20 protein-coding genes and 3 pseudogenes are annotated in these 23,002 nt (G+C 63.0%); 16 read left to right on the top strand and 7 right to left on the bottom strand.

Annotation, left to right across the window (positions count from 1 at the left end; all coding sequences use genetic code 11):
* Positions 1-28: 28 nt before the first annotated feature.
* The 6 genes from BVH01_RS20200 to BVH01_RS20175 all read left to right on the top strand — a co-directional run bounded on the left by BVH01_RS20200 (position 29) and on the right by BVH01_RS20175 (position 4,649).
* The gene (locus BVH01_RS20200; RefSeq protein WP_075932030.1) at positions 29-1,195 is read left to right on the top strand and encodes a zinc-dependent alcohol dehydrogenase; all 1,167 of its coding nucleotides are present in this window, start codon (positions 29-31) and stop codon (positions 1,193-1,195) included.
* 334 nt (positions 1,196-1,529) lie between these two features.
* The gene (locus BVH01_RS20195) at positions 1,530-1,883 is read left to right on the top strand and encodes a DUF3509 domain-containing protein (protein WP_075932029.1); all 354 of its coding nucleotides are present in this window, start codon (positions 1,530-1,532) and stop codon (positions 1,881-1,883) included.
* A gap of 265 nt (positions 1,884-2,148) precedes the next feature.
* Positions 2,149-2,658, top strand: coding sequence for a ferritin-like domain-containing protein (locus BVH01_RS20190; RefSeq protein ID WP_075932028.1), 510 nt, complete (start codon positions 2,149-2,151; stop codon positions 2,656-2,658).
* 73 nt (positions 2,659-2,731) lie between these two features.
* Positions 2,732-3,280, top strand: a complete 549-nt coding sequence (locus BVH01_RS20185; RefSeq protein WP_075932027.1) for a hypothetical protein — start codon at positions 2,732-2,734, stop codon at positions 3,278-3,280.
* A 117-nt stretch (positions 3,281-3,397) separates the two neighbouring features.
* Positions 3,398-4,006, top strand: coding sequence for an SCO family protein (locus BVH01_RS20180; RefSeq protein WP_075932025.1), 609 nt, complete (start codon positions 3,398-3,400; stop codon positions 4,004-4,006).
* On the top strand, positions 3,999-4,649 hold the full coding sequence (locus BVH01_RS20175; RefSeq protein ID WP_075932024.1) for a cytochrome c oxidase assembly protein: 651 nt from the start codon (positions 3,999-4,001) through the stop codon (positions 4,647-4,649). Before BVH01_RS20180 ends, BVH01_RS20175 begins: the two co-directional genes overlap by 8 nt.
* Before the next feature lie 42 nt (positions 4,650-4,691).
* On the opposite strand, the gene BVH01_RS25320 is transcribed toward BVH01_RS20175, so the two are convergent.
* Both BVH01_RS25320 and BVH01_RS25315 read right to left on the bottom strand, forming a co-directional pair.
* The gene (locus BVH01_RS25320; protein ID WP_371915305.1) at positions 4,692-5,492 is read right to left on the bottom strand and encodes a methyl-accepting chemotaxis protein; all 801 of its coding nucleotides are present in this window, start codon (positions 5,490-5,492) and stop codon (positions 4,692-4,694) included.
* A gap of 57 nt (positions 5,493-5,549) precedes the next feature.
* Positions 5,550-6,338, bottom strand: a pseudogene (locus BVH01_RS25315) (MCP four helix bundle domain-containing protein); the annotation flags it as partial.
* A gap of 340 nt (positions 6,339-6,678) precedes the next feature.
* On the opposite strand from BVH01_RS25315, the gene BVH01_RS20165 reads away from it, so the two are divergent.
* From BVH01_RS20165 to BVH01_RS20130, 9 genes and pseudogenes are all read left to right on the top strand, one after another.
* Positions 6,679-7,530 carry an STAS domain-containing protein gene (locus BVH01_RS20165; RefSeq protein ID WP_075932020.1) on the top strand — a complete coding sequence of 284 codons (852 nt, stop codon included), beginning with the start codon at positions 6,679-6,681 and terminating at the stop codon, positions 7,528-7,530.
* A 4-nt stretch (positions 7,531-7,534) separates the two neighbouring features.
* Positions 7,535-7,897: an STAS domain-containing protein gene (locus tag BVH01_RS20160; RefSeq protein ID WP_013790737.1), complete on the top strand. Its 363-nt coding sequence runs from the start codon at positions 7,535-7,537 to the stop codon at positions 7,895-7,897.
* Positions 7,894-8,298: an anti-sigma regulatory factor gene (locus BVH01_RS20155; protein ID WP_013790738.1), complete on the top strand. Its 405-nt coding sequence runs from the start codon at positions 7,894-7,896 to the stop codon at positions 8,296-8,298. The genes BVH01_RS20160 and BVH01_RS20155 overlap by 4 nt, the downstream gene beginning before the upstream one ends.
* Positions 8,295-9,305 (top strand): ATP-binding protein, encoded by a 1,011-nt coding sequence (locus BVH01_RS20150; protein ID WP_075932123.1) that lies wholly within the window; start codon positions 8,295-8,297, stop codon positions 9,303-9,305. The genes BVH01_RS20155 and BVH01_RS20150 overlap by 4 nt, the downstream gene beginning before the upstream one ends.
* Positions 9,298-10,173, top strand: a complete 876-nt coding sequence (locus BVH01_RS20145; protein WP_075932019.1) for a sensor histidine kinase KdpD — start codon at positions 9,298-9,300, stop codon at positions 10,171-10,173. Before BVH01_RS20150 ends, BVH01_RS20145 begins: the two co-directional genes overlap by 8 nt.
* Entirely contained in the window at positions 10,163-12,097 is a 1,935-nt protein-coding gene (locus tag BVH01_RS20140; protein ID WP_075932017.1) for a response regulator, read from the top strand. The genes BVH01_RS20145 and BVH01_RS20140 overlap by 11 nt, the downstream gene beginning before the upstream one ends.
* 247 nt (positions 12,098-12,344) lie before the next feature.
* A pseudogene (locus BVH01_RS25310) lies at positions 12,345-13,562 on the top strand (HAMP domain-containing protein); the annotation flags it as partial.
* A complete protein-coding gene (locus tag BVH01_RS25305; protein WP_371915304.1) occupies positions 13,536-14,420 on the top strand; it encodes a methyl-accepting chemotaxis protein in 885 nt (294 codons plus the stop codon). The pseudogene BVH01_RS25310 and the gene BVH01_RS25305, both read left to right, overlap by 27 nt.
* Positions 14,421-14,589: 169 nt before the next feature.
* Entirely contained in the window at positions 14,590-17,052 is a 2,463-nt protein-coding gene (locus BVH01_RS20130) for a PAS domain-containing protein (protein WP_075932014.1), read from the top strand.
* An 18-nt stretch (positions 17,053-17,070) separates the two neighbouring features.
* On the opposite strand, the gene BVH01_RS20125 is transcribed toward BVH01_RS20130, so the two are convergent.
* From BVH01_RS20125 to BVH01_RS20115, 3 genes and pseudogenes are all read right to left on the bottom strand, one after another.
* Positions 17,071-17,457, bottom strand: coding sequence for an NUDIX hydrolase (locus BVH01_RS20125; RefSeq protein WP_075932013.1), 387 nt, complete (start codon positions 17,455-17,457; stop codon positions 17,071-17,073).
* Between the two features lie 254 nt (positions 17,458-17,711).
* Positions 17,712-18,119, bottom strand: a complete 408-nt coding sequence (locus BVH01_RS20120; protein WP_075932012.1) for a DoxX family protein — start codon at positions 18,117-18,119, stop codon at positions 17,712-17,714.
* Between the two features lie 450 nt (positions 18,120-18,569).
* Positions 18,570-18,731 (bottom strand): annotated as a pseudogene (locus BVH01_RS20115) (general stress protein); the annotation flags it as partial.
* 349 nt (positions 18,732-19,080) lie between these two features.
* On the opposite strand from BVH01_RS20115, the gene BVH01_RS20110 reads away from it, so the two are divergent.
* Entirely contained in the window at positions 19,081-19,362 is a 282-nt protein-coding gene (locus tag BVH01_RS20110) for a DUF1652 domain-containing protein (protein ID WP_075932009.1), read from the top strand.
* A 15-nt stretch (positions 19,363-19,377) separates the two neighbouring features.
* Here BVH01_RS20110 and BVH01_RS20105 read toward each other — a convergent pair whose 3' ends face one another.
* Positions 19,378-21,885 (bottom strand): PAS domain-containing protein, encoded by a 2,508-nt coding sequence (locus tag BVH01_RS20105; protein WP_075932008.1) that lies wholly within the window; start codon positions 21,883-21,885, stop codon positions 19,378-19,380.
* Between the two features lie 122 nt (positions 21,886-22,007).
* A complete protein-coding gene (locus tag BVH01_RS20100) occupies positions 22,008-22,793 on the bottom strand; it encodes an ABC transporter substrate-binding protein (RefSeq protein WP_168177302.1) in 786 nt (261 codons plus the stop codon).
* Positions 22,794-23,002 lie beyond the last annotated feature (209 nt).

Here is a 23,002-nt window from a genome sequence, read left to right as displayed (position 1 = left end):
ACCCCAAACCCTCGTTCTGGAGAGCAGCATGCGCGCATTGACCTACCACGGCAGCCACGACGTTCGCGTCGACAACGTACCCGACCCCGTCATTCAGGAAGCGGATGACATCATTCTGCGGGTGACCGCCACTGCGATCTGTGGCTCGGATCTGCACCTGTACCGCGGCAAGATTCCTCAGGTGAAGCACGGCGACGTGTTCGGCCATGAGTTCATGGGCATCGTCGAGGAGGTCGGCAGCGCCGTGACGGCGGTCAGCAAGGGCGACCGGGTGATCGTGCCGTTCGTGATCGCCTGCGGCAGTTGCTTCTTCTGCGACATGAACCTGCATGCCGCCTGCGAAACCACCAACGACGGCCGCGGCGCCATCCTCAACAAGAAGCAGATTCCGTCCGGCGCCGCGCTGTTCGGCTACAGCCACCTGTATGGCGGCATGCCCGGCGGCCAGGCGGAATTGGTGCGGGTGCCGAAGGCCAACGCTGGCCCATTCAAGATTCCCGATGAGCTCGACGACGAGCGCGTGCTGTTTCTCACCGACATCCTGCCGACCGGCTATCAGGCGGTGATCAACGGTGGGGTGAAGGAGGGCAGCAGCGTGGCCATCTATGGCGCCGGCCCGGTAGGGCTGATGGCCGCCGCCTGCGCCCGGATGCTCGGGGCCAGGCAGATCTTCATGGTCGACAACCAGCCGTACCGCCTCGAATACGCCTGGGCGACCTATGGCGTGGTGCCGATCAATTTCGACAAGGTCGATGACCCGGCCGAGGCGATCATCGAGCAGACCGAAGGCTACCGTGGCGTGGACGCCGCTATCGACGCGGTTGGCTTCGAGGCCAAGGGCAGTGCCACGGAAACCCTGCTCACCCAGCTCAAGCTCGAGGGCAGCAGCGGCAAGGCGCTGCGCCAGTGCATCGCTGCGGTTCGGCGGGGCGGTACGGTGAGCGTGCCCGGGGTATATGCGGGCTTCATCCATGGCTTCCTGTTCGGTGACGCCTTCGACAAGGGCCTGACCTTCAAGATGGGCCAGACCCATGTGCACGGCCTGCTGCCGGACCTGCTGGAGCGCATCCAGAACGGTGCGCTGCAGCCGGAGGTCATCATCAGCCACCGAATGAACCTGTCCGATGCCGCAGAAGGCTATCGCCTGTTCGACAAGCAGGAAGACGATTGCCGCAAGGTCATCCTGCGGCCTTGAGTGGTAGTAGCGAGGATCGCCTGAGGGCGGTCTTCGCACCCGATAGATAGTTCTTGTTGTCTATATAAGAAAGCACTTCGTTAATTTCGTAAGCTTTGTAAATTAGCTGGAGATGGTTGGTCATATATGGCGGTAAATCAATTCGGCATAGTTGTATTTTGATGGCGTGCAAAATGCGGTGCGTTTAACGTTGCATCTTGCACTTTGCACTATCGGCTCTTGTTAAAGTTCGGAAAAGTGCCCTGTTTACAGGTGTTCGCTAACGTTGTCGTATTGGCATGCAGTGTGCACTACCGAGTGACGTTAAATCGTCATTCACCAAGGGAGTTTTCCGATGACTGCTGTTGCCATTGAAGTGCTTGCGTCTGCGTTGCCCGATCACGAAATCACTCTGACGCCGCGCCCGGATGGAAAATTTCTGCTGACAGTTGCCAAGGGTGGCGCTACTCAACTTTGCCGTGCCATAGATCGCCGTACCGTGGTCGACCATAGTGAGCTGCATGCCCTGGCGCACGAGCTCGAGCGCGATCAGAAGCTGGTCAGCGGCGAGATTTCGTGGAAGGGCACTGGCGCCCGCTGGGTGCGCCGCAAGCTGCCTACCTTCACGGGAGCACCGGTGAGCCCGACTGCCGCCAAATTGATGTGGACGCGCCGCAACCTGGATCGTCGCCAGCGCCCAACCGCCTGAGCGATACCGCTGCCGAGCCCCGCACTTCGCGGGGCTTTTTATTTGCGCCAATGAAGTAGCTGGCCGTTATTTTTTATACGGGTAATTATATATAAAGCTCTGCTGTATAGGTTTTTTTTGAGTTGTATGGTTTTTATATCAAATGAATGATCAGGCTCTGTTGAATATTGATTCATTCAATAACCGCTCGTCCCTAATTGCGAACGTATCGCTCATGGCCCCGTTCCCAATAATGAATCTTCGAATATCCCAGGAGCGAACGATCATGGCGACCAAGACTGAAAACCTGTTGAGCTGGCTGCGTGATGCCCATGCTATGGAACAGCAGGCCGAACAGATGTTGAAGGCGCAGGCTTCGCGCCTCGAGCATTATCCAAAGCTCAAGACCCGTATCGAACGACACATCGAGGAAACCCAGGGCCAGCGCGAATTGCTGGAAGGCTGCCTGGAGCGTCTCGGCGAGAAGCCGTCGATGCTCAAGGATATCGCCGGCAAGCTGACTGCCTTCGGCCAGGCTGTCGGTGGCTCGGTGATGAGCGATGAAGTGATCAAGGGCGCCATGAGCGGCTACGTGTTCGAAAACCTCGAGATCGCGTCCTACACCGTGCTGATCGCTGCGGCCAAGGCGGCGGGGGATCGGGAGACTCAACGAGTCTGCGAAACCATCCTGCCCCAGGAAGAGGCAATGGCCGAGTGGATCAAGGATCACCTGCCGGAACTTACCGATGCTTTCCTGACCCGCTCGGAAGCGCCGGACACCCAAGCCAAGCGTTAATGCGTGACGGCGCCTGCAGCCCGCTGCAAGCGCCGCGCTCGACCCCGATCACCGCCGTACGAGTAATCTCCAATTGTCCCGAATCATCGTTTCCGCCGACCCCGACCCCCCCGCCGAAAGCAGCGAAGTGTCCGACTCGCTGATGTTCGGTACGCCCAAGGAACGCCTGGATTTCTACCGTCGGGAAATCCAGTACGAAACCAACCTGATGGCCGACCGTACCAACGCCTACCTGGCGGCGCAGTCGTTTCTGGTCATCGCCTATGCCTCTTCGATGGCCAACGCCAATCCCGATTGGGGCGACATGTTCACCCTGGTGGTACCGACCTTGCTGGCGCTGCTGGGCATCGTCAGCTCGCTCAATGCCTGGCCGGGCATTCGTGCCTCGGCGGCGATCATCTCGCACTGGCATTTCAAGCAGGAGCAGTTGCTGCAGAGCGAGCCGAAGTTCGGCCATGCGTATGACGAATCGCCGCTGTTCAGCGAGCACGAGTCCAGCAAGGAGCGCTATTTGAAGTCCTTGCGTTTCTCACTGCGCTCTCCCTGGATGTTCACCATCTTCTGGGCCGGGCTGGGTGCGTTCTCGGTCTGGCTGCAACTGTCGTCGTCGGCCAAGGTGTGACGCGCTGGGCGCAGAGGCGCGGTTACCTTCAACAGGTTGCACTCTGCCTGGGCGGGCGTGGTCACTACCTGCAGGCAGCCACCTGGCGCTGCCGACCATGACGAGGAGGCCGCCCACGTGAACCGCACCCTGGCCGCCAGCGCAGGCCTGGCGTTGCTACTGCTCGCCGCGTTACCGCTGTCGTATCAGCTGTGGCCGGCACGCATCCCGGTGGCGGCCGCCGTCGATGCCGGCCAGCGCATCGGCGGGCCATTCGAGCTGCATGATCAACAGGGGCGCGACGTTACCCAGCGGAGTTTCGAAGGCCGCTGGCTATTGGTGTTCTTCGGCTTTACGCGCTGCGCCGATATCTGCCCGACCACGTTGTTGCAGATCGCCAAGGTGCTCGATGGCCTTGGCGAGCGAAGTGCGGCCATCCAGCCGCTGTTCATCAGCTTGGATCCTGAGCGCGACACGCCCGAGGTGCTGGCCGCCTACACGAGCTTTTTCGATCCCCGCATCGTCGGGCTGACCGGCAGCCTGGAGCAGGTCCGGCAGGTGGCGGACGCCTACGGCGTATATTTTCGCAAGGTGCCGATGGGCGATACCTACATGCTCGATCACACCGGCTCGGTTTACCTGATGAGCCCGGACGGGGAGCTGGCCAGCCTGATTTCGCTGCAAATGGCGCCAGCCGATGCGGTCCGGGAAATCACCAGTGCGATGGGGCGTTCAGGCGATGGCTGAGCGACGCGGAAAAGGCACTGCAGGGCGCAACTGGCCGTTGATTCTTGGCTTCGTGGTGCTGGCCACCTGCTGGTTGGGCCCGTTGCCGGCGATGAGTCGCACGGCGTTTTCCGCCCATATGCTGCTGCATTTGGGGGTAATTGCGCTGGCTGCGCCGCTGCTGGCCATCGGCCTGGCCCGAGCCGGGCTGCGGGTGGATCGGCTGCGCCACAGCAGTGCGGCGATCTCTCTGATATTCGCCGCCGAAATGGCGGTGGTGTGGGGCTGGCATGCACCGCCCTTGCACGAAGCGGCGGCGCTCAACGTCTGGGCTTTCGTCGCCCAGCAGGCCAGTTTTCTTGCCGTGGGGCTCGGCGTCTGGCTGCTCGGGTTCGCCAGCGATTCGCGCCGTGGCCTGGCGGCGGCCATGTTCGGCTTTTTCCTGACGTTCGTGCACATGACCATGCTGGGTGTGGTGCTGATCATGGCGCCGAAACTGATCTATCCCGCTGAGCTGTGCCTGGGTGCGTTCGGCTTCGAACAACTCGATGACCAGCGCTTCGGCGGCATTCTGATGGCGGCGTGGAGCGCCGTGGCTTACCTGGGCGGGGCGGTGGTGCTGGGGGCGCGCCTGCTGGCGCCGGAGCGCGAGGCGAAGGGATAGCGAAGCACCACCGCCGGCATCGCGCCGGCGGTGGCAACGGGCTCAGAGCTTGAAGTTGCCGACCAGTTCGTCGAGCTGGCGCGACAGGTCTTGCAGGTTGCTGCTGGCGTCGTTCAGTTGGTCGGCGATCTGCGTGGTCTCCTGGGTGAACTGGTTGATCTGCTCGACGTTGCGGTTGATTTCCTCGACCACGGCGGACTGCTCCTCGGTGGCGGTGGCGACCTGGATGTTCTGGTCGCTGATCTGGCCGATATGGCCGTTGATCTGCTCCAGTGCCTCGGAGGCCTTGCCGGCGTATTCGACCACTCGTTCACTCTGCTGGCGGCCCTTGGCCATGGCTTCGACTGCCGAGCGTGACTCGGCCTGCAGGCGGTCGATGACCTTCTGAATCTCTTCGGTGGAAGCGCCCGAGCGGCTGGCAAGCGTGCGTACCTCGTCGGCCACTACGGCGAAACCGCGGCCTTGCTCACCGGCACGGGCCGCTTCGATGGCAGCGTTGAGGGCCAGCAGATTGGTCTGCTCGGAAATGCTACGGATGGTGCCCAGGGTCGCGCTGATCGCCTCGATCTGCCCGGCCAGTTCGCCGACCACCTTGGCGGTCTGCTCCAGCTCGCCACTGAGCGCGTCGATCTGCCGGTTGGCCTGGTCCACCACTTCGCGACCACCATTGGCGTAGCCGGTCGCCTCGCGGGCTACCTGGGCGGCGTTCTCGGCATTGCCGGCAATTTCGTTGACCGTCGAACCCAACTCGTGGATGGCGGTGGCCACCTGCACGGTGCGGTCACTCTGGGCCACGCAGTTGCTCTGGGTCAGGCGTGCGCGCTCGGCTACATCGCTGGCCATGGCTGAGAGCTGGCGGGAATTGCCGGCCAACTGTTGCATGATGCCGTGCACCCGTTCCAGGAAGCGGTTGAAGCTCTGGGCGATGTCGCTCAGCTCGTCACTGCCGCTGAGCTCGATGCGGGCATTGAGCGCCAGGTTGTCGGCGGCGTTGCCCAGGCTGCTCTGCAGCGTGGAGACGCGACGACGCAGGTTGGCAACGATCAGCCAGGAGGCGACGAACGATACCAGCAGGCCCAGGGCGATGATCGCCAACTGCCGCATACGGCCTTCTTCATAATTGTCGGTGCTGCGCTGGTTCTGCTGTTCGGCCTGTTGCAGCAGGGCGTCGAGCAGCTCGTTGGCGCCGCCGCGCATCACGCCGTAGCTTTTGGCGTACTGATCACGGTAAATCTGCTGGGCGCGGGCCATGTCGCCGGTGTCGAGCGCCTGCAGCATCGGCGTTAGCTCACCACTGACCATGCTTTCGAACTGGTCGAGCAAGCGCTGCGCCTGGGCGCGGCGCTCGGGGTTGACCTGGGCCTCGACAGCATTGCGCATGGCTTCGCGCATGCCGGGAATGTCTTCGTTGAGCGCTTCCTGCACACGGGTCTTGACGCCGCGTTCGTCGCGCAGAGCGGTCTCCTGCAGCAGCATCATGTCGATGCCGACACGCATGCGCGGGATGCGCGAGGCGGCTTCGGCCATCGCCCGCATTGGGGCGGAGGTATTGAGGTAGAGCGCGCTGGCCTCTTTCTGCATGTTCGACATGCTGTTGAGGCTGGTCACCGCGACCAGAACCAGGGCGATGCAGGGGATGGCCACTGCGATGATCAGTCGGGTCTTGAGTGTCAGCGTGTCGAGGCGCATGGGTCTAGTTCCATGTCATTGGAGTGGCGCCAGTATACGGTCACTTAAAGATTGCTGCGCCATCATTTCTGACCGCTCGGAAAGTTGTACGGACGCCCGGAAAACAGCACCGCAGAGCAGGCTGTAGGAAATTTTCCAACTACGTTTGAATGAGCCGTCAGACCGCCGGTCCGCGGCGTTGCGGATGATGTCACTTTAACGGTGTTTTGCGCTTCTGCACGCCACCTGTTTACCCGTACTATTCGCGGCCAAAACCTGCTCCAACTATTGCCACCCCTCACTGTCACTTTCTCACGCCGATCAGAAAAGTCGGCCTGTATCCGTTTAGGAGTTTTGACTCATGGCAGCACTGCAGACCGGCACCGTCCAGGCGATCAAGAACAACCAGGCGCAATTGCTGGATGAGTGGAGCAAGGGCCTGGAGGCCAGTGGCGCGTCCCGCAATATCAAGGAGCAGGAGCTGCATCAGCAGACCGCCGAGTTTCTGCAGCTGACCCTGGCTGCTCTGGAGGGCGAGGGTGGTTCGAACATCGCCACACCGGAGTGGGAGAAGGTACGCCAGTTCCTCGAGCGTCTGTCGGCCAGCCGCGCACTGCTGGGCCATGACTCGCACCAGACCGCCAATTTCATCTTCGCCCTCAAGGGCCCGCTGTTCACCCTGCTGCAGCGTCATTACCGCGACCGGCCGGAAGAGCAGGCCCAGCAACTGCTGGACGTGTCCGAGCTGTTCGACAACCTGGGCATGCACACCATCCGCACCTTTCAGAAATCCCGCGAGGCGGTGATAAAGCGTCAGCAGGAAGAGCTGCTGGAGCTGTCCACCCCGGTGGTCAAGCTGTGGGACGGTATCCTGGCACTGCCGATGATCGGCACCCTGGACTCCCAGCGCACCCAGGTGGTGATGGAGTCGCTGTTGCAGCGCATCGTCGACACCGGTTCGGAAATCGCCATCATCGACATTACCGGCGTGCCGACCGTCGACACCCTGGTCGCCCAGCACCTGCTCAAGACCGTGACCGCCATTCGCCTGATGGGCGCCGACTGCATCATCAGCGGCATCCGCCCGCAGATCGCCCAGACCATCGTGCACCTGGGCCTGGACCTGCAGGGTGTTAGCACCAAGGCCAACCTGGCCGATGCCTTGAAGTTGGCGCTGAGCCGCCAGGGCGTCAGCCTCGACAAAATGGTGTAAGCCCATGGAGCGCATTCCGATTTTGCGAATGGGTGAGTTCCTGCTGGTGACCATCCAGGTCGACATGCACGACCAACTGGCCCTGACCCTGCAAGAGGATCTCGCTGAACTGATCAGCAAGACGTCGGCTCGCGGCGTGTTGATCGACATCTCCGCGCTGGACATGGTCGATTCGTTCATCGGCCGGATGATCGGCACCATCTCCGGCCTCTCGCGAATCATGGATGCCGAGACCATGCTGGTCGGCATGCAGCCGGCCGTGGCCATCACCCTGGTGGAACTGGGCATGACCCTGCCGGGCGTCAGCACCGCGCTGGATGTCGAGCGCGGCATGCAGCGCCTGCGTGAGCGGGTGGCGCGGCGATGATCGTACGCAGCAGTGGTACTCAGCCGATCGCCATCGAGCAGGACGTGGTGCTGGCCCGCCAGACCACCCGCAAACTGGCCACCGAGTGCGGCATGCGGTTGATCGATCTGACCAAGCTGGTCACCGCGGTCAGCGAGCTGGCACGCAACACCATGGTCTATGGCGGCGGTGGCGACATGGACTGGCAGGTGCTCGACGACAGTACCCGCGTCGGCCTGCGCCTGGTCTTCCGCGACGAAGGGCCGGGCATTGCCGACCTCAAGCTGGCGATGACCGACGGCTGGACCTCGGGCAACGGCCTGGGCCTCGGCCTTACCGGCGCCAAGCGCCTGGTCGACGAATTCGAACTGGACACCGAGCCGGGCAAAGGCACCAGGATCACGATTACCCGATGGACATGAACATCAGCGGCAGCGTCACCCAGGTGCTGCCCATCGACGACGACAGCCAGGTCGGCCACGCCCGACGCACCACGCAGAAGTTGGCCGAGGGGCAGGGCTTCGACGCGTCCGATGCCGGGCGGGTGGCGCTGGTGGCCACGGAGCTGGCCAGCAACCTGCTCAAGCATGCCGGGCGTGGCGAGCTGCATCTGCGCGTATTGCCGCGCAGCAATGGCGCCGGGGTGGAGATCGTCGCCGTGGACCGCGCCGCCGGCTTCGACCTCGATGCCTGCCTGACCGACGGCTATTCCACAGGCGGCACCCAGGGCATCGGCCTCGGCGCGATCAGCCGTCAGGCCGAGGTCTTCGACGCCTACGCCGATGCCCGCGGCGCCGTGCTGCTGGCGCGCTTCTATCCACGTTCGGCCAAGAAGCCCGACCTGCCGTTCGGCGTCAGCCAGCATGCGCTCAACGGCGACCCGGCCTGCGGCGACGGCTGGTACCTGGTGCTCGGCGAAAACGCCGTCAGCGCGCTGGTGGTCGACGGGCTGGGCCATGGTGAAGAAGCGCAGCAGGCGGCAGAGGTCTGTACGCAAACCTTCGCCCAGGGGCCGTTCAATGACCCATTGCTGTTGATCGATGACCTGCACCGCGCCATGCACGGCACCCGCGGCGGCGCCGTGGCCGTCGCCCAGGCCCAGTTCGACAGCGGCCATTTGCGCTTCGTCGGGATCGGCAACATCGCCGCCAACCTTATCAGCGCCGGCAAGTCGCGTGGCCTGGCATCGCATCCCGGCATCGTCGGCGGCCAGTACCGCAAGGCGCAGCCGTTCGACTTCGAGCAGGTGACCGGGCAACTGCTGATTCTGCACAGCGACGGCCTGCAGTCGCGCTGGAATCTGAACGATTACCCGGGCCTGGCCTATCGTCACCCGGCGGTGATCGCCGCCGTGCTGCACCGAGATTTCTGCCGCGGCCGTGACGATGTCACGGTCGTAGTCATCGCGTTGGAGGCCATCCATGGCTGAACCCGAAAACCTCAGCCACACCGAGCAGGTCGCGCTGATCGCCCAGTTGCGCAGCGAAAGCGCCGCACTGCGCGAAGAGCTCGAGGAAACCAACCAGGGCGTGCTAGCCCTGTACGCCGAGCTCGACAACCAGGCCGATGAGCTGCGCCAGGCGTCTGACCTCAAGAGCCGCTTCCTGTCCTACATGAGCCATGAGTTCCGCACCCCGCTGGGCTCGATCCTGAGCATCACCAGCCTGCTCAGCGACGAACTCGATGGCCCGCTGAGCGACGAGCAGCACCGTCAGGTCGCCTTCGTCAGCACGGCGGCGCGCGAGCTAAGCGACATGGTCGACGACCTGCTCGACCTGGCCAAGATCGAAGCGGGGCGCATCAGCATTTCGCCGGCCTGGTTCGACATGCTCGACCTGTTCTCGGCCCTGCGCGGTATGTTTCGGCCCATAGTCGATGCCCGCGCGGTGGACCTGATCTTCGAAGAACCGGTCGGCCTGCCGCGCCTCTACACCGATGACAAGAAGCTCGCGCAGATCCTGCGCAACTTCATCTCCAATTCGCTGAAGTTCACCACCCGCGGTGAAGTGCGGGTGTCGGCGCGCCTGGAAGGCAATGACCGGATACGGTTCGCGGTCAGCGACACCGGCATCGGCATTGCCCCCGAGTTGCACGACGCCCTGTTCGAGGACTTCTCGCAGATCGACTCGCCGCTGCAGAAGCGCCTGCGCGGCACCGGCCTGGGGCTGTCGCTGTGCAAGCGCTTCGCGGCGCTGCTCGGCGGTGAGGTGGCTGTGCAGAGCGAGCCGGGCGTGGGTTCGGTGTTCTCGGTGACCATCCCGCTGGCCATCGCCGCCGAGGTCGCCGATGAGCACTGACAGCCGTGTCCTGATCGTCGACGACAATGCAGCCACCCGCTATGCCCTGCGTCGGCGCCTGGAGCGTCACGGTTACCAGGTGCTCGAAGCTGGAACCGGCAGCGACGGCCTGGCGCTGATCCGCAGCGAGGCCATCGACGCGCTGATCCTCGACGTCAACCTGCCGGACATGAGCGGCTTCGATATCGTCCGCACTCTACGGGCTGAGCCGCGTACCGCGCTGCTGCCGGTGATCCACGTGTCCGCCGCGTCGATCCAGACCGGCGACATCGTCACCGGCCTCGAAGCGGGAGCCGACGCCTACCTGGTGCATCCGGTCGACCCGGACGTACTGCTGGCCACGCTGCGCACGCTGCTGCGCGTGCGCATCACCGAAGACGCCCTGCGCGCCAGCGAGGCGCGCTTTCGGGAGATATTCGTCAACGTCAGCGCGCCCATCGCCGTGCTGGATGCCGACCTGGCGGTGCACGAGTGCAACCACGCCTTCGCCCAACTGATCGATGACGAGGATGGCCTGCGCCGGTGCTTCGCCGACGACCAGGCGAGCATGCTCGACGAGCTGCGCGCGCGGCTCGCGGCTGGCGAGCGCTGGAAGGGCTCGCTGACCATGCAGGTACACGGCGAGGCGCGGGAAACCGAGTGGCAGGTGTCGCCCTATCGGGACTCGGCCCTGAGCCTGGTGTTCGTCGAGGACGTCACCGAACATCGCCGCCGTGAGCGCCTGCACAAGGCCCAGCTGGACGATGCCACCAACCAGCTGGCCTACGAAGTGGCCGAGCGCGCGCGTACCGAAGCGCAGCTGTTGCAGATGCAGAAGATGGAAGCCCTGGGCAACCTCACCGGCGGTATCGCCCACGACTTCAACAACATGCTCACCGGCATCATCACCAGCCTGGAGTTGATTCAGAAGCGGGTCGGCGAGCACCGCCTGGATCGCGTGCAGCTGTATACCGATGCGGCACTCAACTCGGCGATGAGTGCGGCGGCGCTGACCCATCGCCTGCTGGCCTTCGCCCGCAAGCAGCCTCTGGATAATCGTGCGGTGGACGTCAACGAGCGTATCCGTTCGCTGGAAGAAATGCTGGTGCGTACCATCGGCGAGCAGATTTCCCTGACTCTGGAGCTCAACGGCAAGCCATCGATCGCTCTGGTCGACCCGAGCCAGTTGGAAAGTGCGGTGCTCAATCTCGTGATCAACGCCCGCGATGCGCTGCCCCAGGGCGGCCACATCTGGGTGGCCACCTACACCGCCCATTTCAGTGGTGATCCCAATCTGGCCGACGGCGCCTATATCGCCCTGTCGGTGCGCGACGACGGTACCGGCATCGAGCACGCGTTGATCGACAAGGTATTCGACCCGTTCTTCACCACCAAACCGGTGGGCCAGGGCACCGGCCTGGGGTTGTCGACCATCTACGGTTTCGCCCGTCAGTCCGGTGGGCACGCGGGCATCCGCAGTGCGCCAGGGCGAGGCACGGAAGTGACCGTTATGCTGCCGGTCAGCAGCGAGCCGCTGCTGGAGCAGGGCAGCGCCGAACAGTCGGATTACCGTGGTGCCGGCGAGCATGTGCTGATCGTCGAGGACGTGCCCTCGGTGCGCGCTTTCGTCGCTGAAGTGCTTGAAGAGGCGGGTTACCGCTGCACTCAGGCCGGTGATGTGGAAACTGCACTGGTGCACCTGCAGAGCGCTGCGCAGATCGACCTGTTGCTCACTGATGTGGGCCTGCCGCGCATGAACGGCCGCGAACTGGCCGAGCGGGCGCGCGCCCTGCACAAGGGCTTGCCGATCCTGTTCATGACCGGTTATGCCGAAAAGGCCATCAACCGCGAGGTGTTTCTGAGCAGCGGTATGGAACTGCTGGCCAAGCCGTTCAAGATGAACGAGCTGCTGGAGAAGGTGCGGGCCTCGCTTCCCGAGCACTGATCGACGCTCGCTGCCTGGCGAGCGCGGGGCCGTCGTCGATGGCTCCGGGTGTCTACCACGCTGGCCGGCGTCGCCCGGTTCGCCGCGCCACTGCTTTGCTGCAATCCGTCGCCAGGCGGATACAGCGCGCGATTCCCTGTCCCGGAGCACCTTTGTGCTGGCCCTGGAAGCCGCTGGAGCCGTGTGCTCTGGTTATGGATGGTTACAAAACTTACAGTTTCATATCTGCCCGCCGATAGTGTTGGACATGCCGCAGGAAAACCGCCGCCTCCGCACGGCCGGCTTCCACTGCGCTTGCTGCATGCGCCGGAGGGCGCGTGACCAAAGGGCTTTGGCCTTATCGCAATATCCAGGGAGTCTGCATATGTCCTTCTCTAACTTGCTGCTCGACATGAGCGTCAGAAAGAAGCTGTTCGTCGGTTTTGGTCTGATTCTGGCCATTACTCTGGTCATCGTCTGGGTGGGGCAGTCGGCCTTGCAGACCACCTTGCGGCGTTTCGACGTGCTGTTGGGGGTCAGCAGCATCGATGCCAAGCTGACCCAGGCGCGTCAGCAGGAGAAGAACTTCATCCTGCGTGACGACGACAAGTACATGCAGCAGGCACTTGCCATGACCGACGAGATCCAGCAACAGGCCAAAGCCAGCGAAGACCAGATGCAGCGCCCGCAGAACAAGGAGCTGATGCGCAAGATTCAGGGCGATGTGCAGGGCTACCGAGATGAGCTGCTGAGCCTCAAACAGGCCACCGCGAACAGTCATTCGGCGCAGGCGGCCATGGAAAACGCGGCGCGGGCCGCCCTTGAGAAGTTCTCATCCCTGGAAGAGCGTCTGCGCAAGGCGGCCGTCGAGCAAATTCGTCTGACGGGGGATCAGGCCAGTATCGATGTGCTCGATCAAGCCAACCAGGCCAATGCACTGGCCGTGGAGCTGCTCGAGGCACGCCGTCGGGAAAAAGACTTTCTGCTGCGCAAGGACGAGCAATACGCCACGTTGCTGCAGCAGCATTTCGCGTCGCTGGAACAAAAGGGCCTGATCCTCACTCGCTCGCTAGGCAACCCCGATGACCAGGCGGATGTCGAAGCCGCGCTGGTCCAGTTGCAGCAGTACAACGAACAGTTCGGCAACATGCGCAAGGCAGTTGCCGATTACGCCACCACCGAAAACGACATGACCCAGCGCGCCCGTCAGGTTGCGGACTCCTCGAACCAGGCCCTGGCGCTTCAGTTCGGTTTGCTCAACAGCGACGCCAGCAATGCCAAGACACTGCTATTCAGTGCCGCCGCCATCGCCTTCGTCCTTGGTGTGCTGTGCGCGCTGTTGATCACCCGCCTGATCGTCGGCCCGCTGCAGCGTGTGGTCGGTGTGGCCAAGCAGGTGGCCAATGGCGACTTGTCCGCCGATATCGTGCCGGATCGCCATGACGAACTGGGCCAACTAATGCAGGCCATGCAGGACATGACCCAGAGCCTGCGCGATCTACTGGGGCGCCTGGGCAACGGCGTTGCGCAATTGGCCACGGCGGCCGAGGAGTTGTCTGCGGTGACGGAACAGACCAGCGCCGGGGTGGCTCAGCAACGCATGGAAACCGAGCAGGTGGCCACCGCCATGAACGAGATGACCGCTACCGTGCTGGACGTGGCGCGCAACGCCGAATCGGCCGCCGAATACGCCCGCAACGCCGACGAGCAGACCCAGGAAGGCCAGCAGACCGTGCAGCAGGCGGTGGCGCGTATCGAGAAACTGGCCGTGTCCATCGAGGATTCGGCCCACGCCATCGAGTCGCTCAAACATGACAGCGGCAACATCGGCACCGTGCTCGACGTGATCAAGGGTATCGCCGAACAGACCAACCTGCTGGCCCTCAACGCGGCCATCGAGGCAGCGCGGGCTGGTGAGTCGGGTCGCGGTTTCGCCGTGGTGGCCGATGAGGTTCGCGCCCTGGCGCGGCGTACCCAGGAGTCCACCGAGCAGATCGAGGGCTTGATCAGCAATCTGCAGAGCGGCGCTGAGAAAGCCGTGGCCATGATGGGGCAGAGCTGCGCCCAGGCAGAAACCACCGTGCACGCGGCCAAGCAGGCCAATGGTGCCCTGAGCGCGATCAATGCGGCAGTCTCGGAAATCCAGCAGATGAACCAGCAGATCGCCACTGCCGCCGAGCAGCAGAGTTCGGTGGCCGAGGAGATCAATCGCAGCGTGTCGAGCATCCGCGACGTGGCCGAGCAGTCGTCGGCGGCTACCGAGGAAACTTCGGCTGCCAGCATCGATCTGGCGCGCCTGGGCGCCGACCTGCAAGCCCAGGTCAACCGCTTCAAACTGGCGTGAAACACCACCGCTGAGCGGGCATTGGCGCGCGGGCAACCGCGCGTCACCCCAGCCACGGAGCACTGCGGCCAGCTGTGAATTTAAATGGCGGGCCGGTAGCAAAAAACCACCAGACAGGCTTCAATGGCGCCTCGCTCCGCCTCCTTTCTCTGCCAGCTTGGGATCTATCGTGATATCTGATGACGCCGAAGCGCTTCGGCAGCGGTTGCAGACGCTCGAGGTAGAGAATGCCGATCTCATGGCCCGTCTGGCTGCTGCTGCCGGCACCGGCCTGGGCACGGCTGGCGTAGAACACTTCCGGCAGATCTTCGAGCAGGCGCCGGCCGCCATGGCCGTGTTGCGCGGCGCCGACTTGCGGTTCGAGTCGATCAACCCGGCTTACCAGCGTCTGCTGGGCCTCGGCGAGGTGATCGGTCAACCGGCGCGGGAGGTGCTGGGCGGGCGTATGGCGCGGCGATTCATCGATCTGCTCGAAGAGGCCTATCGACGCGGCCGTGCGGTGCGTGCCCGCAATTTCGAGGTGCCGGGCCGGCCTGGGCAGCAGCTGGATTTCAGCTACCAGCCGCAGTTCGATGCCCAGGGGCGGGTCGAAGGTCTGTTCATTCAGGAAATTGACGTCGCCGAGCAGCGTCGCGTCGAGCACGCCTTCGCCCAGGAACGTGAGCGCTACGAATTCCTGTTCAATACCATGGATGAAGGGTTCTGCGTCATCGAATTCTTCGACGGCCCTCACGGCCCGCTCAGCGATTACGTGCATATCGAAGCCAATCCGGCTTACGCCGAGCACGCCGGCATCCGTAACGTGGTCGGGCAGAAACTGCGCGAGATGGTCGGCGAGGAAGCCGACAGCTGGGTCGAACGCTATGCCCATGTGCTGCACACCGGCGAGTCGATTCGCTTCGAGCAGGAACTGGTCGCCACCGGCCGGCACCTGGAAATCAGTGCCTTTCGCGTCGGCCCCGCCAGCCGTAAGCAGGTAGCGGTGCTGTTTCAGGACATCACCCAGCGCAAGCAGGCCGAGGAGTCGCTGCGCCAGCTCAACGAAACCCTGGAAGCGCGGGTACGCGATGCCAACGAGGCGCGTCGCGTGCTGGCCGGCGTGGTGGACAGTGCCGACGCGCTGATCTTCATCATGGGCTTCGACTACCGCTGGATCGCCATCAATGGCTCGGGCATGCGCGAATACGAGCGGGTGTTCGGCGCCCGCCCGCAGATCGGCGAGAACTTTCAGGAGGCCCTCAAGGATCAGCCCGAACACCTCGAAGCCGTGCTCGGCCCCTGGCAACGTGCGCTGGCCGGTGAAGAGTTCGAGGTGGTGGTGCCGTTGGACAACGAGCAGGGAACCCGCCATTTCGAGATGCATTTCAGCCGCTTGAACGATACCGAAGGCCGGCAGATCGGCGCCTACCAGTTCGTCTACGACATCACCGAGCGGCTGCAGGAGCAGGAGCGCCTGCGGGTGGTCGAGGACGCCCTGCGTCAGTCGCAGAAAATGGAAGCGGTAGGCCAGCTGACCGGTGGCATCGCTCACGACTTCAACAACCTGTTGACCAGCATCAGTGGTTCGCTGGAGCTGCTGCAGATGCGCCTCGGCCAGGGGCGCCTGGGCGATCTCGATCGCTATGTCAGTGCGGCGCAGAGCGCGGCGCGGCGTGCCGCATCGCTGACCCATCGACTATTGGCGTTCTCGCGCCGGCAGACCCTGGACCCCAAGCCGACCAACGTCAATCGCCTGGTCACCGGCATGGAAGAGCTGGTGCGCCGCAGCGTCGGCCCGCACATCACCACTGAAGTGGTGTTGGCTGCGGGGCTATGGTCGAGCTTCATCGACGGCCCGCAGCTGGAAAACGCCTTGCTCAATCTGTGCCTCAACGCTCGCGATGCCATGCCCCAGGGCGGTCGGCTGACCATCGAGACCGCCAACAAGTGGATCGACGACTACGCGGCGCGCGGCCGCAACGTGCCGCCGGGCCAGTACGTGTCGCTGTGCGTGACGGACACCGGCACCGGCATGAGCGAGGAAGTGATCGAGCACGCCTTCGAGCCGTTCTTCACCACCAAGCCGATAGGCGAGGGCACCGGCCTGGGGCTGTCGATGGTCTACGGCTTCGTACGCCAGTCCGGGGGCCAGGTGTGCATCTATTCCGAGGTGGGCCAGGGCACCACCATGTGCCTGTACCTGCCGCGCCTCTACGGCAGTGACGAGGTGGACGCCGAGCCCGCCGAGCCGGAAGCCGACGAGCAGAGTGCCGGCCGTGAAACGGTGATGGTCGTCGACGACGAGCCGGCCATTCGCATGCTGGTCATGGAAGTGCTCGAGGGCTTGGGTTACACCACCCTGGAAGCCGGTGACGGTGCGTCAGGTTTGCGAATTCTGCAGTCGGATGCCCGCATCGATCTGCTGGTCACCGATGTCGGCCTGCCCGGCGGCATGAACGGCCGGCAGCTGGCCGATCTGGCTCGTCTGGAGCGGCCGGATCTGAAGGTGCTGTTCATCACCGGCTATGCGGAGAACTCGGTGATCGGCAACGGCCATCTGGAGCCGGGTATGCGCCTGTTGACCAAGCCCTTCACCATGCAGGCGATCGCCAACCGCATTCACGAGATGATCGAGGGTGACCGCCAGGTCTGAGCCCGGGGTTGCAATCGATCAGGCCGGTTCGCTGGAGTTGGCGGGGAAGTAGAGTTCCAGCAGCTTGCGTGCGGATTTCTTGATCGCCTTGTCCAGGTCGACGGTCGAGAACCAGCGGCAATCGGCGATTTCGTTCAGCGGCCGCGCGGCCAGGGTTTCTGGTACCGACACGCGGAAGACGTGATGGGGGCGGCTGTCGAACTCGTGCAGGGCGAGAAACTCCAGCGCCTGGCTGTCCAGCCCGGTTTCTTCGCTCAGCTCGCGCAGCGCAGCCTCGGCCGGCCCTTCATGGGCTTCGATCTTGCCGCCGGGCAGTGTCCACTTCGCGTCGGCCTTGCGCACCAACAGGACTTTGCCCTGCTGGTGGCAGATGACGGTGGCGCGGTGTTTGGCGGATTTGAGCATGGTGTTCCCGGACGTCGTTTGCAGTGTTCATACAGGGTGTTGGAGCGGTAAAAAGTTCGGACTGTTTTTTCTGATTCAGCCGCCACTTTCATACCCCGATAATCGCACTGTAGACGCTTGCGCCAGGGATTTCAGTCACCGCGCCGGCCGTGTGTCGAATCGATCACGGCTTTGGCCCGTCAATTTACTGTTTGGTGCACGGGTGCCGACCGCAAAGGGTCGCTTTTCAGCCGTCGACATCAGCGCGAAGCACCTCATTGCCACGACAGCCGTTTGCCGAGGGAGAACCTGCCGGGCCCTGCGATCAGCAGCGTGGTGAAGATGATCGCCAGCAGCCAGGCGAATTGCCCTTCACCCAGGCTCCACTCGGGATGCACGAACACCAGGGACACCAGCATCACCGCCAGTACCGGCAGCGTGGCCAGCCGGGCGAACGGGCCGGTGATGATCAGCAGCGGGCACAGTACCTCGGCGAAGATCGCCAGGCTCAGTGTCAGGTGCGGGCCGAGGCCGAACGGATCCTCGATCAGACCCAGCTCGGCCTGGAAGTTGATCACCTTGGGCACGCCATGCACGAGCATCAGCAACAGGCTGCCGGTCACGCGCAGGAACAGCAACGCCCAATCGTTGGTAGGGGCGGGAAGTGCGGTTGCGGTATTCATGGAGCCTCCTGTGTGGGGGCTTCACTGTGCGCAAGTGGCAGAGCGCCGTCTTGCATGGCTGTGCTCGATGATCAGCCAGGCCAATAACCCGCTGCGCCGCGACGCATGGCGATAACTGAGTGGCGGGTTATGCAACAAAAGGAAGGGTTTGGATTACTGTTTTTTCATCGCCGAAGTTCTACGGCGAGCGCGCCTGCTCATACGACAGAAAAATGCAGTTTATTATAAAGCTGTACATTTATGATGGCTGTACAGGGTGGTTGATTGATTAGCGTTGTGCAATGGCGGGTAGCTGGTTTATTTGAGTTCGGAAAAACATGCGTGTCATTTAACTCGATAATTATGCAATGTTCTCTTTTGTATAAGTTCTCGAGTGGGACGACTCGATAATCATCTCCAACCATAACACTGGTAAATGCCAGGCCCGCTATCAAGCCTGGCTGTTCTTACTCAAGACGATTTTTTTCCGCCACCGCCATGGCTGTTCTGGCCACCCTTGCGGCCTGCCTCGGCAGCTTTCTCTCGGTCGTTGGCAAAGTTGCCACCGCTTTTCTTTCCGCCCTTGCGGCCAGCTTCCGCCGCTTTGGTTGGATCGTTTGCAAAGTTACCTGGATTGCGGTGAGCCATTTTCGTCTCCTTGTTGTTCGGGAATAACGCAAACCTCAGGAAATACGAATTAGCGGCGAAGGTTTTTGTTCGAAGTTAATAATTGAATAAAGGACGAGTGGCACATTTTGCTATTGAAGTGCTTGCATGGCTACGCGCAATGGCGATGGGCGAGCATGCAAAATGCCGGGTTCTAGGAGCCGTTCATTGCATTGTGCATGACGATTATTTCGAACACCCTTGTTTCCGTTGGGAAAACTTCTGGCATCACCAATGCATGGTTTTTGTCGATCCGAACCGTGCTATCGCACGCTTGCGCGACCAATCTGCCACCAGTCTCCAAAGGTGATCTGTGATGATGTCAATTCTCGAACAACGGCAGATCATCGAATCTGCCTTTCTGCCGCTCAACTGCCGCTGCCTTGTCGAGGCCGACGACACCTTGACCGTACAAATCCGCGCTGTCGGTGGCGATCAGATGTTGCTTGGCGTCAAGGGCATTCAGCGCAGCGAACTGTCCAGCTCTCGTTCCATATCGCAACTCGTGCTGCGCCTGCGCCAGCAGGTGACCGTACTGGAGTCCACGCATGTGCCGAGCCGTGAGCGTAGTGCCCTGCAAAGCGGCATTCGCGCCTGAAAAAGGTGCGCTGGCTTAGCCTGAGCCGGTCGTTTGCAGCAGCTGCGCCAGCCGATCAGCCAGATCCCGGCGACGGAAGGGCTTGGCCAGCACGTCGAAACTGCTGATCTGGGTCGGCGTCAGGTTGGCGTAGCCAGTGATGATCAGCACCGGCAGCTCCGGAATGCGTTGGCGCAGTTCCTGGGCGAGTTGGGCGCCGGTCTTGTTTTCCATGATGTGGTCGGTGACCAGCGCATCCGGGCGCAAGCCCTCGTCGATCAGCTTGAGGGCCGCGGCAGCCGACTCCACTTCGGTCACTTCATAACCCAGGTCATGCAGTTGCAGGCTGGTGGTATCGCGCACCAGCGTTTCGTCATCGACCAGCAGGATATGAGTGGGCCGTGACGCACGCGGCACCTCCTCATCGCGTTCGGGCTTCTCGCAGACGACCGGCGCATCGGTGGTCGGCAGCCACAGGTTGACCCGAGTGCCGTGCCCGGGCGCTGAGTCGATGGCGAAACCACCACCCGATTGCACCAGCAGCCCTTGCACCATGGACAGGCCCAGCCCGGTGCCCTTGCCGACGCCCTTGGTCGAGTAGAAGGGCTCGGCGCAGCGCCGCAGGGTTTCTTCATCCATGCCGCAGCCCGAATCGCTGAGCACCAGACGGGCGTATTGGCCGCCGCTCAATCCCGCGGCGTTCTCATCGAGCATTTCATCGAGTTCGGCAGCGATGCTCAGTCGGCCACTTTCGCCCATGGCATCACGGGCGTTGACGGCCAGGTTGAGCACCGCAAGCTCCAGCTGATGAGGGTCGATGAACACGGTGGGCATGCGCTCGGGAATATCGATGCGCAATTCGATCATCGGCCCGAGGGAACGCTGGATCAGGTCACGCATGTTGCGAATCAGCGTACACAGGGCCACGGGCTGTGGCTTGAGGGTTTGCCGGCGGGCGAAGGTCAGCAGCCTGCCCACCAGAATCCGCGCGCGGTCAGCAGCCTGCAGCGCGCCGTCGGCCAGCTTGGTGCAGCGTTCGTCCGGCAGGCGTCGGCGAATCAGTTCCAGCGAGGCCATGATCGGCGTCAGCAGGTTGTTGAAATCGTGGGCGATGCCGCCGGTGAGTTGGCCGACCATCTCCATCTTGTGCGCTTCGTGCAGTTGCGCCACGGCCGCCTCGCGCTGCGCCACCATGGTGGCGACGCGATCTTCGAGGGACTCGTTCAGCTCGCGCAGTTGCGCTTCGGCGCGTACCCGTTCGCTGATATCGACGCACACACAGATGGTGCCGGCGACGCGCTGTTGTTCATCGAGCAGCGGCGAGACATGATTCTGCACCCACACCACGCTGCCATCGGCGCGGCTGTAGCAGCGGGTGTTCTCGAAGGAGCGGCCGTGGCGCAGGCTGTATTCGCAGGCCGAGGTGACTGGCGCGCATTCGCCCGATTCAGCCAGCTCGTGCAGGCTCTGACCAAGCAGTTGCGCGCGGCTGCGCCCGACGATCTCGCAATAGTGGTCGTTGACACGCACCAGGGTCATGCTGGCGTCGCACACGGCGATACCGGCACCGGCCTGGTCGAACATCGCCGACAACTGCGTGGAACTCAGGCGCAGCGCGACTTCGCCGCGCGCATGGGTGATCCACGCCCAGGCAAGCTTGGCGGTCTCTTCAGCGAGATGGGCCTCATAGTCGGAAAAGATGTGGCTGTCGTCATGCTCGATCACCAGCACCGCATCGAGCGCGCCATGGCGCACCACCGGCACGTGCAGTGCGGCGGGTGAGCTGGCGGTTCGCTCCAGCACGAGCGGGTGTCCGGCGAGCAGCACCTGATTCTGCACGTGGTCATAGCGCGGCAGGAGCTGCTCGGGTGTGGCACGTGGTGTTTCGGTTCCCGGGTTTTCGGCGAAGAATACTTGCGAGGCGTTCAGCTCTTCGGTCAGCTTGCGCAATACCAGCGCTTCGACCTGAGCCGGTTCGCTGATCGATGGCAGTGCCTGGCCCAATTCCAGCAGGAACGCCTGGCGGCGCTCGAATTGCACGCGCTGGGTGGTTTCATTGACCACGCACAGCACGCCTTCGACCGAGCCGTCTGCCTCATGCACGGGTGAATAGGAAACATCGAAATACACCGCTTCGCCACGGCCATGGCGTTCGATGTAGAAGGGTCGGTCCTTGGCCGAAAAAGTTTCGCCGGTTTCACGCACGCCGCGCAGCAACGGCTCGAGGTCGTCCCACAGCTCGGTCCAGTTCTCCACCGCCGGCCGGCCCAGGGCACGGGGGTGCTTGTTGCCAATGCTCGGGGCATAGGCGTCGTTGTACAGGGCGATGTATTGCGGGCCCCAGAACAGGACGATCTGCGCCTTCACCGGCAGCACGGTGCTCATCAGGGTTTTCAGGGCCGTCGACCAATCTGCGGGGGCGCCCAGCGGCGAGGTGCTTTCGTCGAACCGACGCAGCAGGTCGCCGATCTTTCCACCGCTGGCGGTGAACGCCAGGGGTTCGGCAACGGTTTGCTTGGGGGCTGGCTTGGTCAACTGATCCATATCATAAGGCGAGCGCAGTAATCGAGGCACTAGCTAAGAGCGGCCAAAACGCTGCGGCGTTCCGCCATATTTGGGCGTTTTCGACGACCTGTGCACACGCCGCTTCGCCTGTCGCGCCGCTTTCAACGTTCAGCGGTAGCTCTGCCAGGCTGGATGGGCGCCGTACGCAGATAGCTGCGGCGGATGCGTTCGACCTCGCCGCTACGCACCAGCGCCTGCAGCGCTGCATCGAGGCGTGGCAACTGCTCGGCGTGCTGGCGCTGCAGCTTGATCACCAGCGGCGCGTCGCTGAGCTGGGCGCCACGGACGAAGCCTTTGCTGCTGAGCCCGCGTGCAGCGAGTTGATCATCGAACACGTCGTCGATCTGGGCGATGGCATCGACCCGGCGGCGCAGCAGCAGGTCGAGCAGGGCGCGGTCGCGCGAGGTTTCCAGCTTGCTCAGCTGGCCACTTCTCAGGGCAGCGTCCAGTCTGCGATAGGTGTAGCCACGAACCATGCCGATACGCAGCCCGCGCAATTGCTCGATGGGCAGGTGACGGGCCGGATGATCGTCGAGAAAGTACAGGTACTCGCGCACCTGCAGATAAGGCTGCGAATAGACGAAGCGCTGGGCGGCACCCGGGGCGTTCCAGGCCGGCGAGTCGGCGTAGTTGAGATCCAGCCGGCCCTGCTCGAGCAGGGCGTTGAGGCGCTTGACCGGAAGGAAGACGATCGCCATCTGGTTGTCGCTTTGCGCCATGACCTGGCGCATCACATCCACGGCGATGCCCGTGGCGCGGCCATTTTCATCCTGGTAGCTGTAGGGCGGCCACTGCGCGGTGCCGCCCGACAGGCTCTGCGCCTGGCCGATGTTGCACCACAGAGCGGCCATCACTACGCAGCCGTAAAGCAAGCGGCGACGTGCCATGTGAACCTCGTGAACATCCATGTCGAGTGGCCAGTTTACGCATTCACCGCACTCCATACCTTGACTGATGTCTGATATCCGCAGGCCGGCCAATGTGTCGGTTTCTCATCGGCCGAACGGTTGCAAAGATTTGCGCAACTCTCTACTGGCTGTGATGTCATTTAGTTATCATCTGCGGGAAGGTCTGCGAAAGGGATTCCGGCACCCGC

This window comes from Pseudomonas sp. PA1(2017) (assembly GCF_001945375.1).
In the GTDB taxonomy this organism is placed as follows: Bacteria; Pseudomonadota; Gammaproteobacteria; order Pseudomonadales; family Pseudomonadaceae; genus Aquipseudomonas.
This window is presented reverse-complemented; position numbering and strand designations above follow the sequence as displayed.

What these genes read in the sequence shown, in the direction of transcription:
- BVH01_RS20125 (WP_075932013.1), bottom strand. Translation starts at nt 17,457, where the DNA reads ATGCTCAAATCCGCCAAACACCGCGCCACCGTCATCTGCCACCAGCAG.
- BVH01_RS20200 (WP_075932030.1), top strand. Translation starts at nt 29, where the DNA reads ATGCGCGCATTGACCTACCACGGCAGCCACGACGTTCGCGTCGACAAC.
- BVH01_RS20195 (WP_075932029.1), top strand. Translation starts at nt 1,530, where the DNA reads ATGACTGCTGTTGCCATTGAAGTGCTTGCGTCTGCGTTGCCCGATCAC.
- BVH01_RS20150 (WP_075932123.1), top strand. Translation starts at nt 8,295, where the DNA reads ATGAACATCAGCGGCAGCGTCACCCAGGTGCTGCCCATCGACGACGAC.
- BVH01_RS25305 (WP_371915304.1), top strand. Translation starts at nt 13,536, where the DNA reads ATGCAGGCCATGCAGGACATGACCCAGAGCCTGCGCGATCTACTGGGG.
- BVH01_RS20190 (WP_075932028.1), top strand. Translation starts at nt 2,149, where the DNA reads ATGGCGACCAAGACTGAAAACCTGTTGAGCTGGCTGCGTGATGCCCAT.
- BVH01_RS20120 (WP_075932012.1), bottom strand. Translation starts at nt 18,119, where the DNA reads ATGAATACCGCAACCGCACTTCCCGCCCCTACCAACGATTGGGCGTTG.
- BVH01_RS20175 (WP_075932024.1), top strand. Translation starts at nt 3,999, where the DNA reads ATGGCTGAGCGACGCGGAAAAGGCACTGCAGGGCGCAACTGGCCGTTG.
- BVH01_RS20110 (WP_075932009.1), top strand. Translation starts at nt 19,081, where the DNA reads ATGATGTCAATTCTCGAACAACGGCAGATCATCGAATCTGCCTTTCTG.
- BVH01_RS20145 (WP_075932019.1), top strand. Translation starts at nt 9,298, where the DNA reads ATGGCTGAACCCGAAAACCTCAGCCACACCGAGCAGGTCGCGCTGATC.
- BVH01_RS25320 (WP_371915305.1), bottom strand. Translation starts at nt 5,492, where the DNA reads ATGGCCAGCGATGTAGCCGAGCGCGCACGCCTGACCCAGAGCAACTGC.
- BVH01_RS20100 (WP_168177302.1), bottom strand. Translation starts at nt 22,793, where the DNA reads ATGGCACGTCGCCGCTTGCTTTACGGCTGCGTAGTGATGGCCGCTCTG.
- BVH01_RS20160 (WP_013790737.1), top strand. Translation starts at nt 7,535, where the DNA reads ATGGAGCGCATTCCGATTTTGCGAATGGGTGAGTTCCTGCTGGTGACC.
- BVH01_RS20105 (WP_075932008.1), bottom strand. Translation starts at nt 21,885, where the DNA reads ATGGATCAGTTGACCAAGCCAGCCCCCAAGCAAACCGTTGCCGAACCC.
- BVH01_RS20165 (WP_075932020.1), top strand. Translation starts at nt 6,679, where the DNA reads ATGGCAGCACTGCAGACCGGCACCGTCCAGGCGATCAAGAACAACCAG.
- BVH01_RS20155 (WP_013790738.1), top strand. Translation starts at nt 7,894, where the DNA reads ATGATCGTACGCAGCAGTGGTACTCAGCCGATCGCCATCGAGCAGGAC.
- BVH01_RS20140 (WP_075932017.1), top strand. Translation starts at nt 10,163, where the DNA reads ATGAGCACTGACAGCCGTGTCCTGATCGTCGACGACAATGCAGCCACC.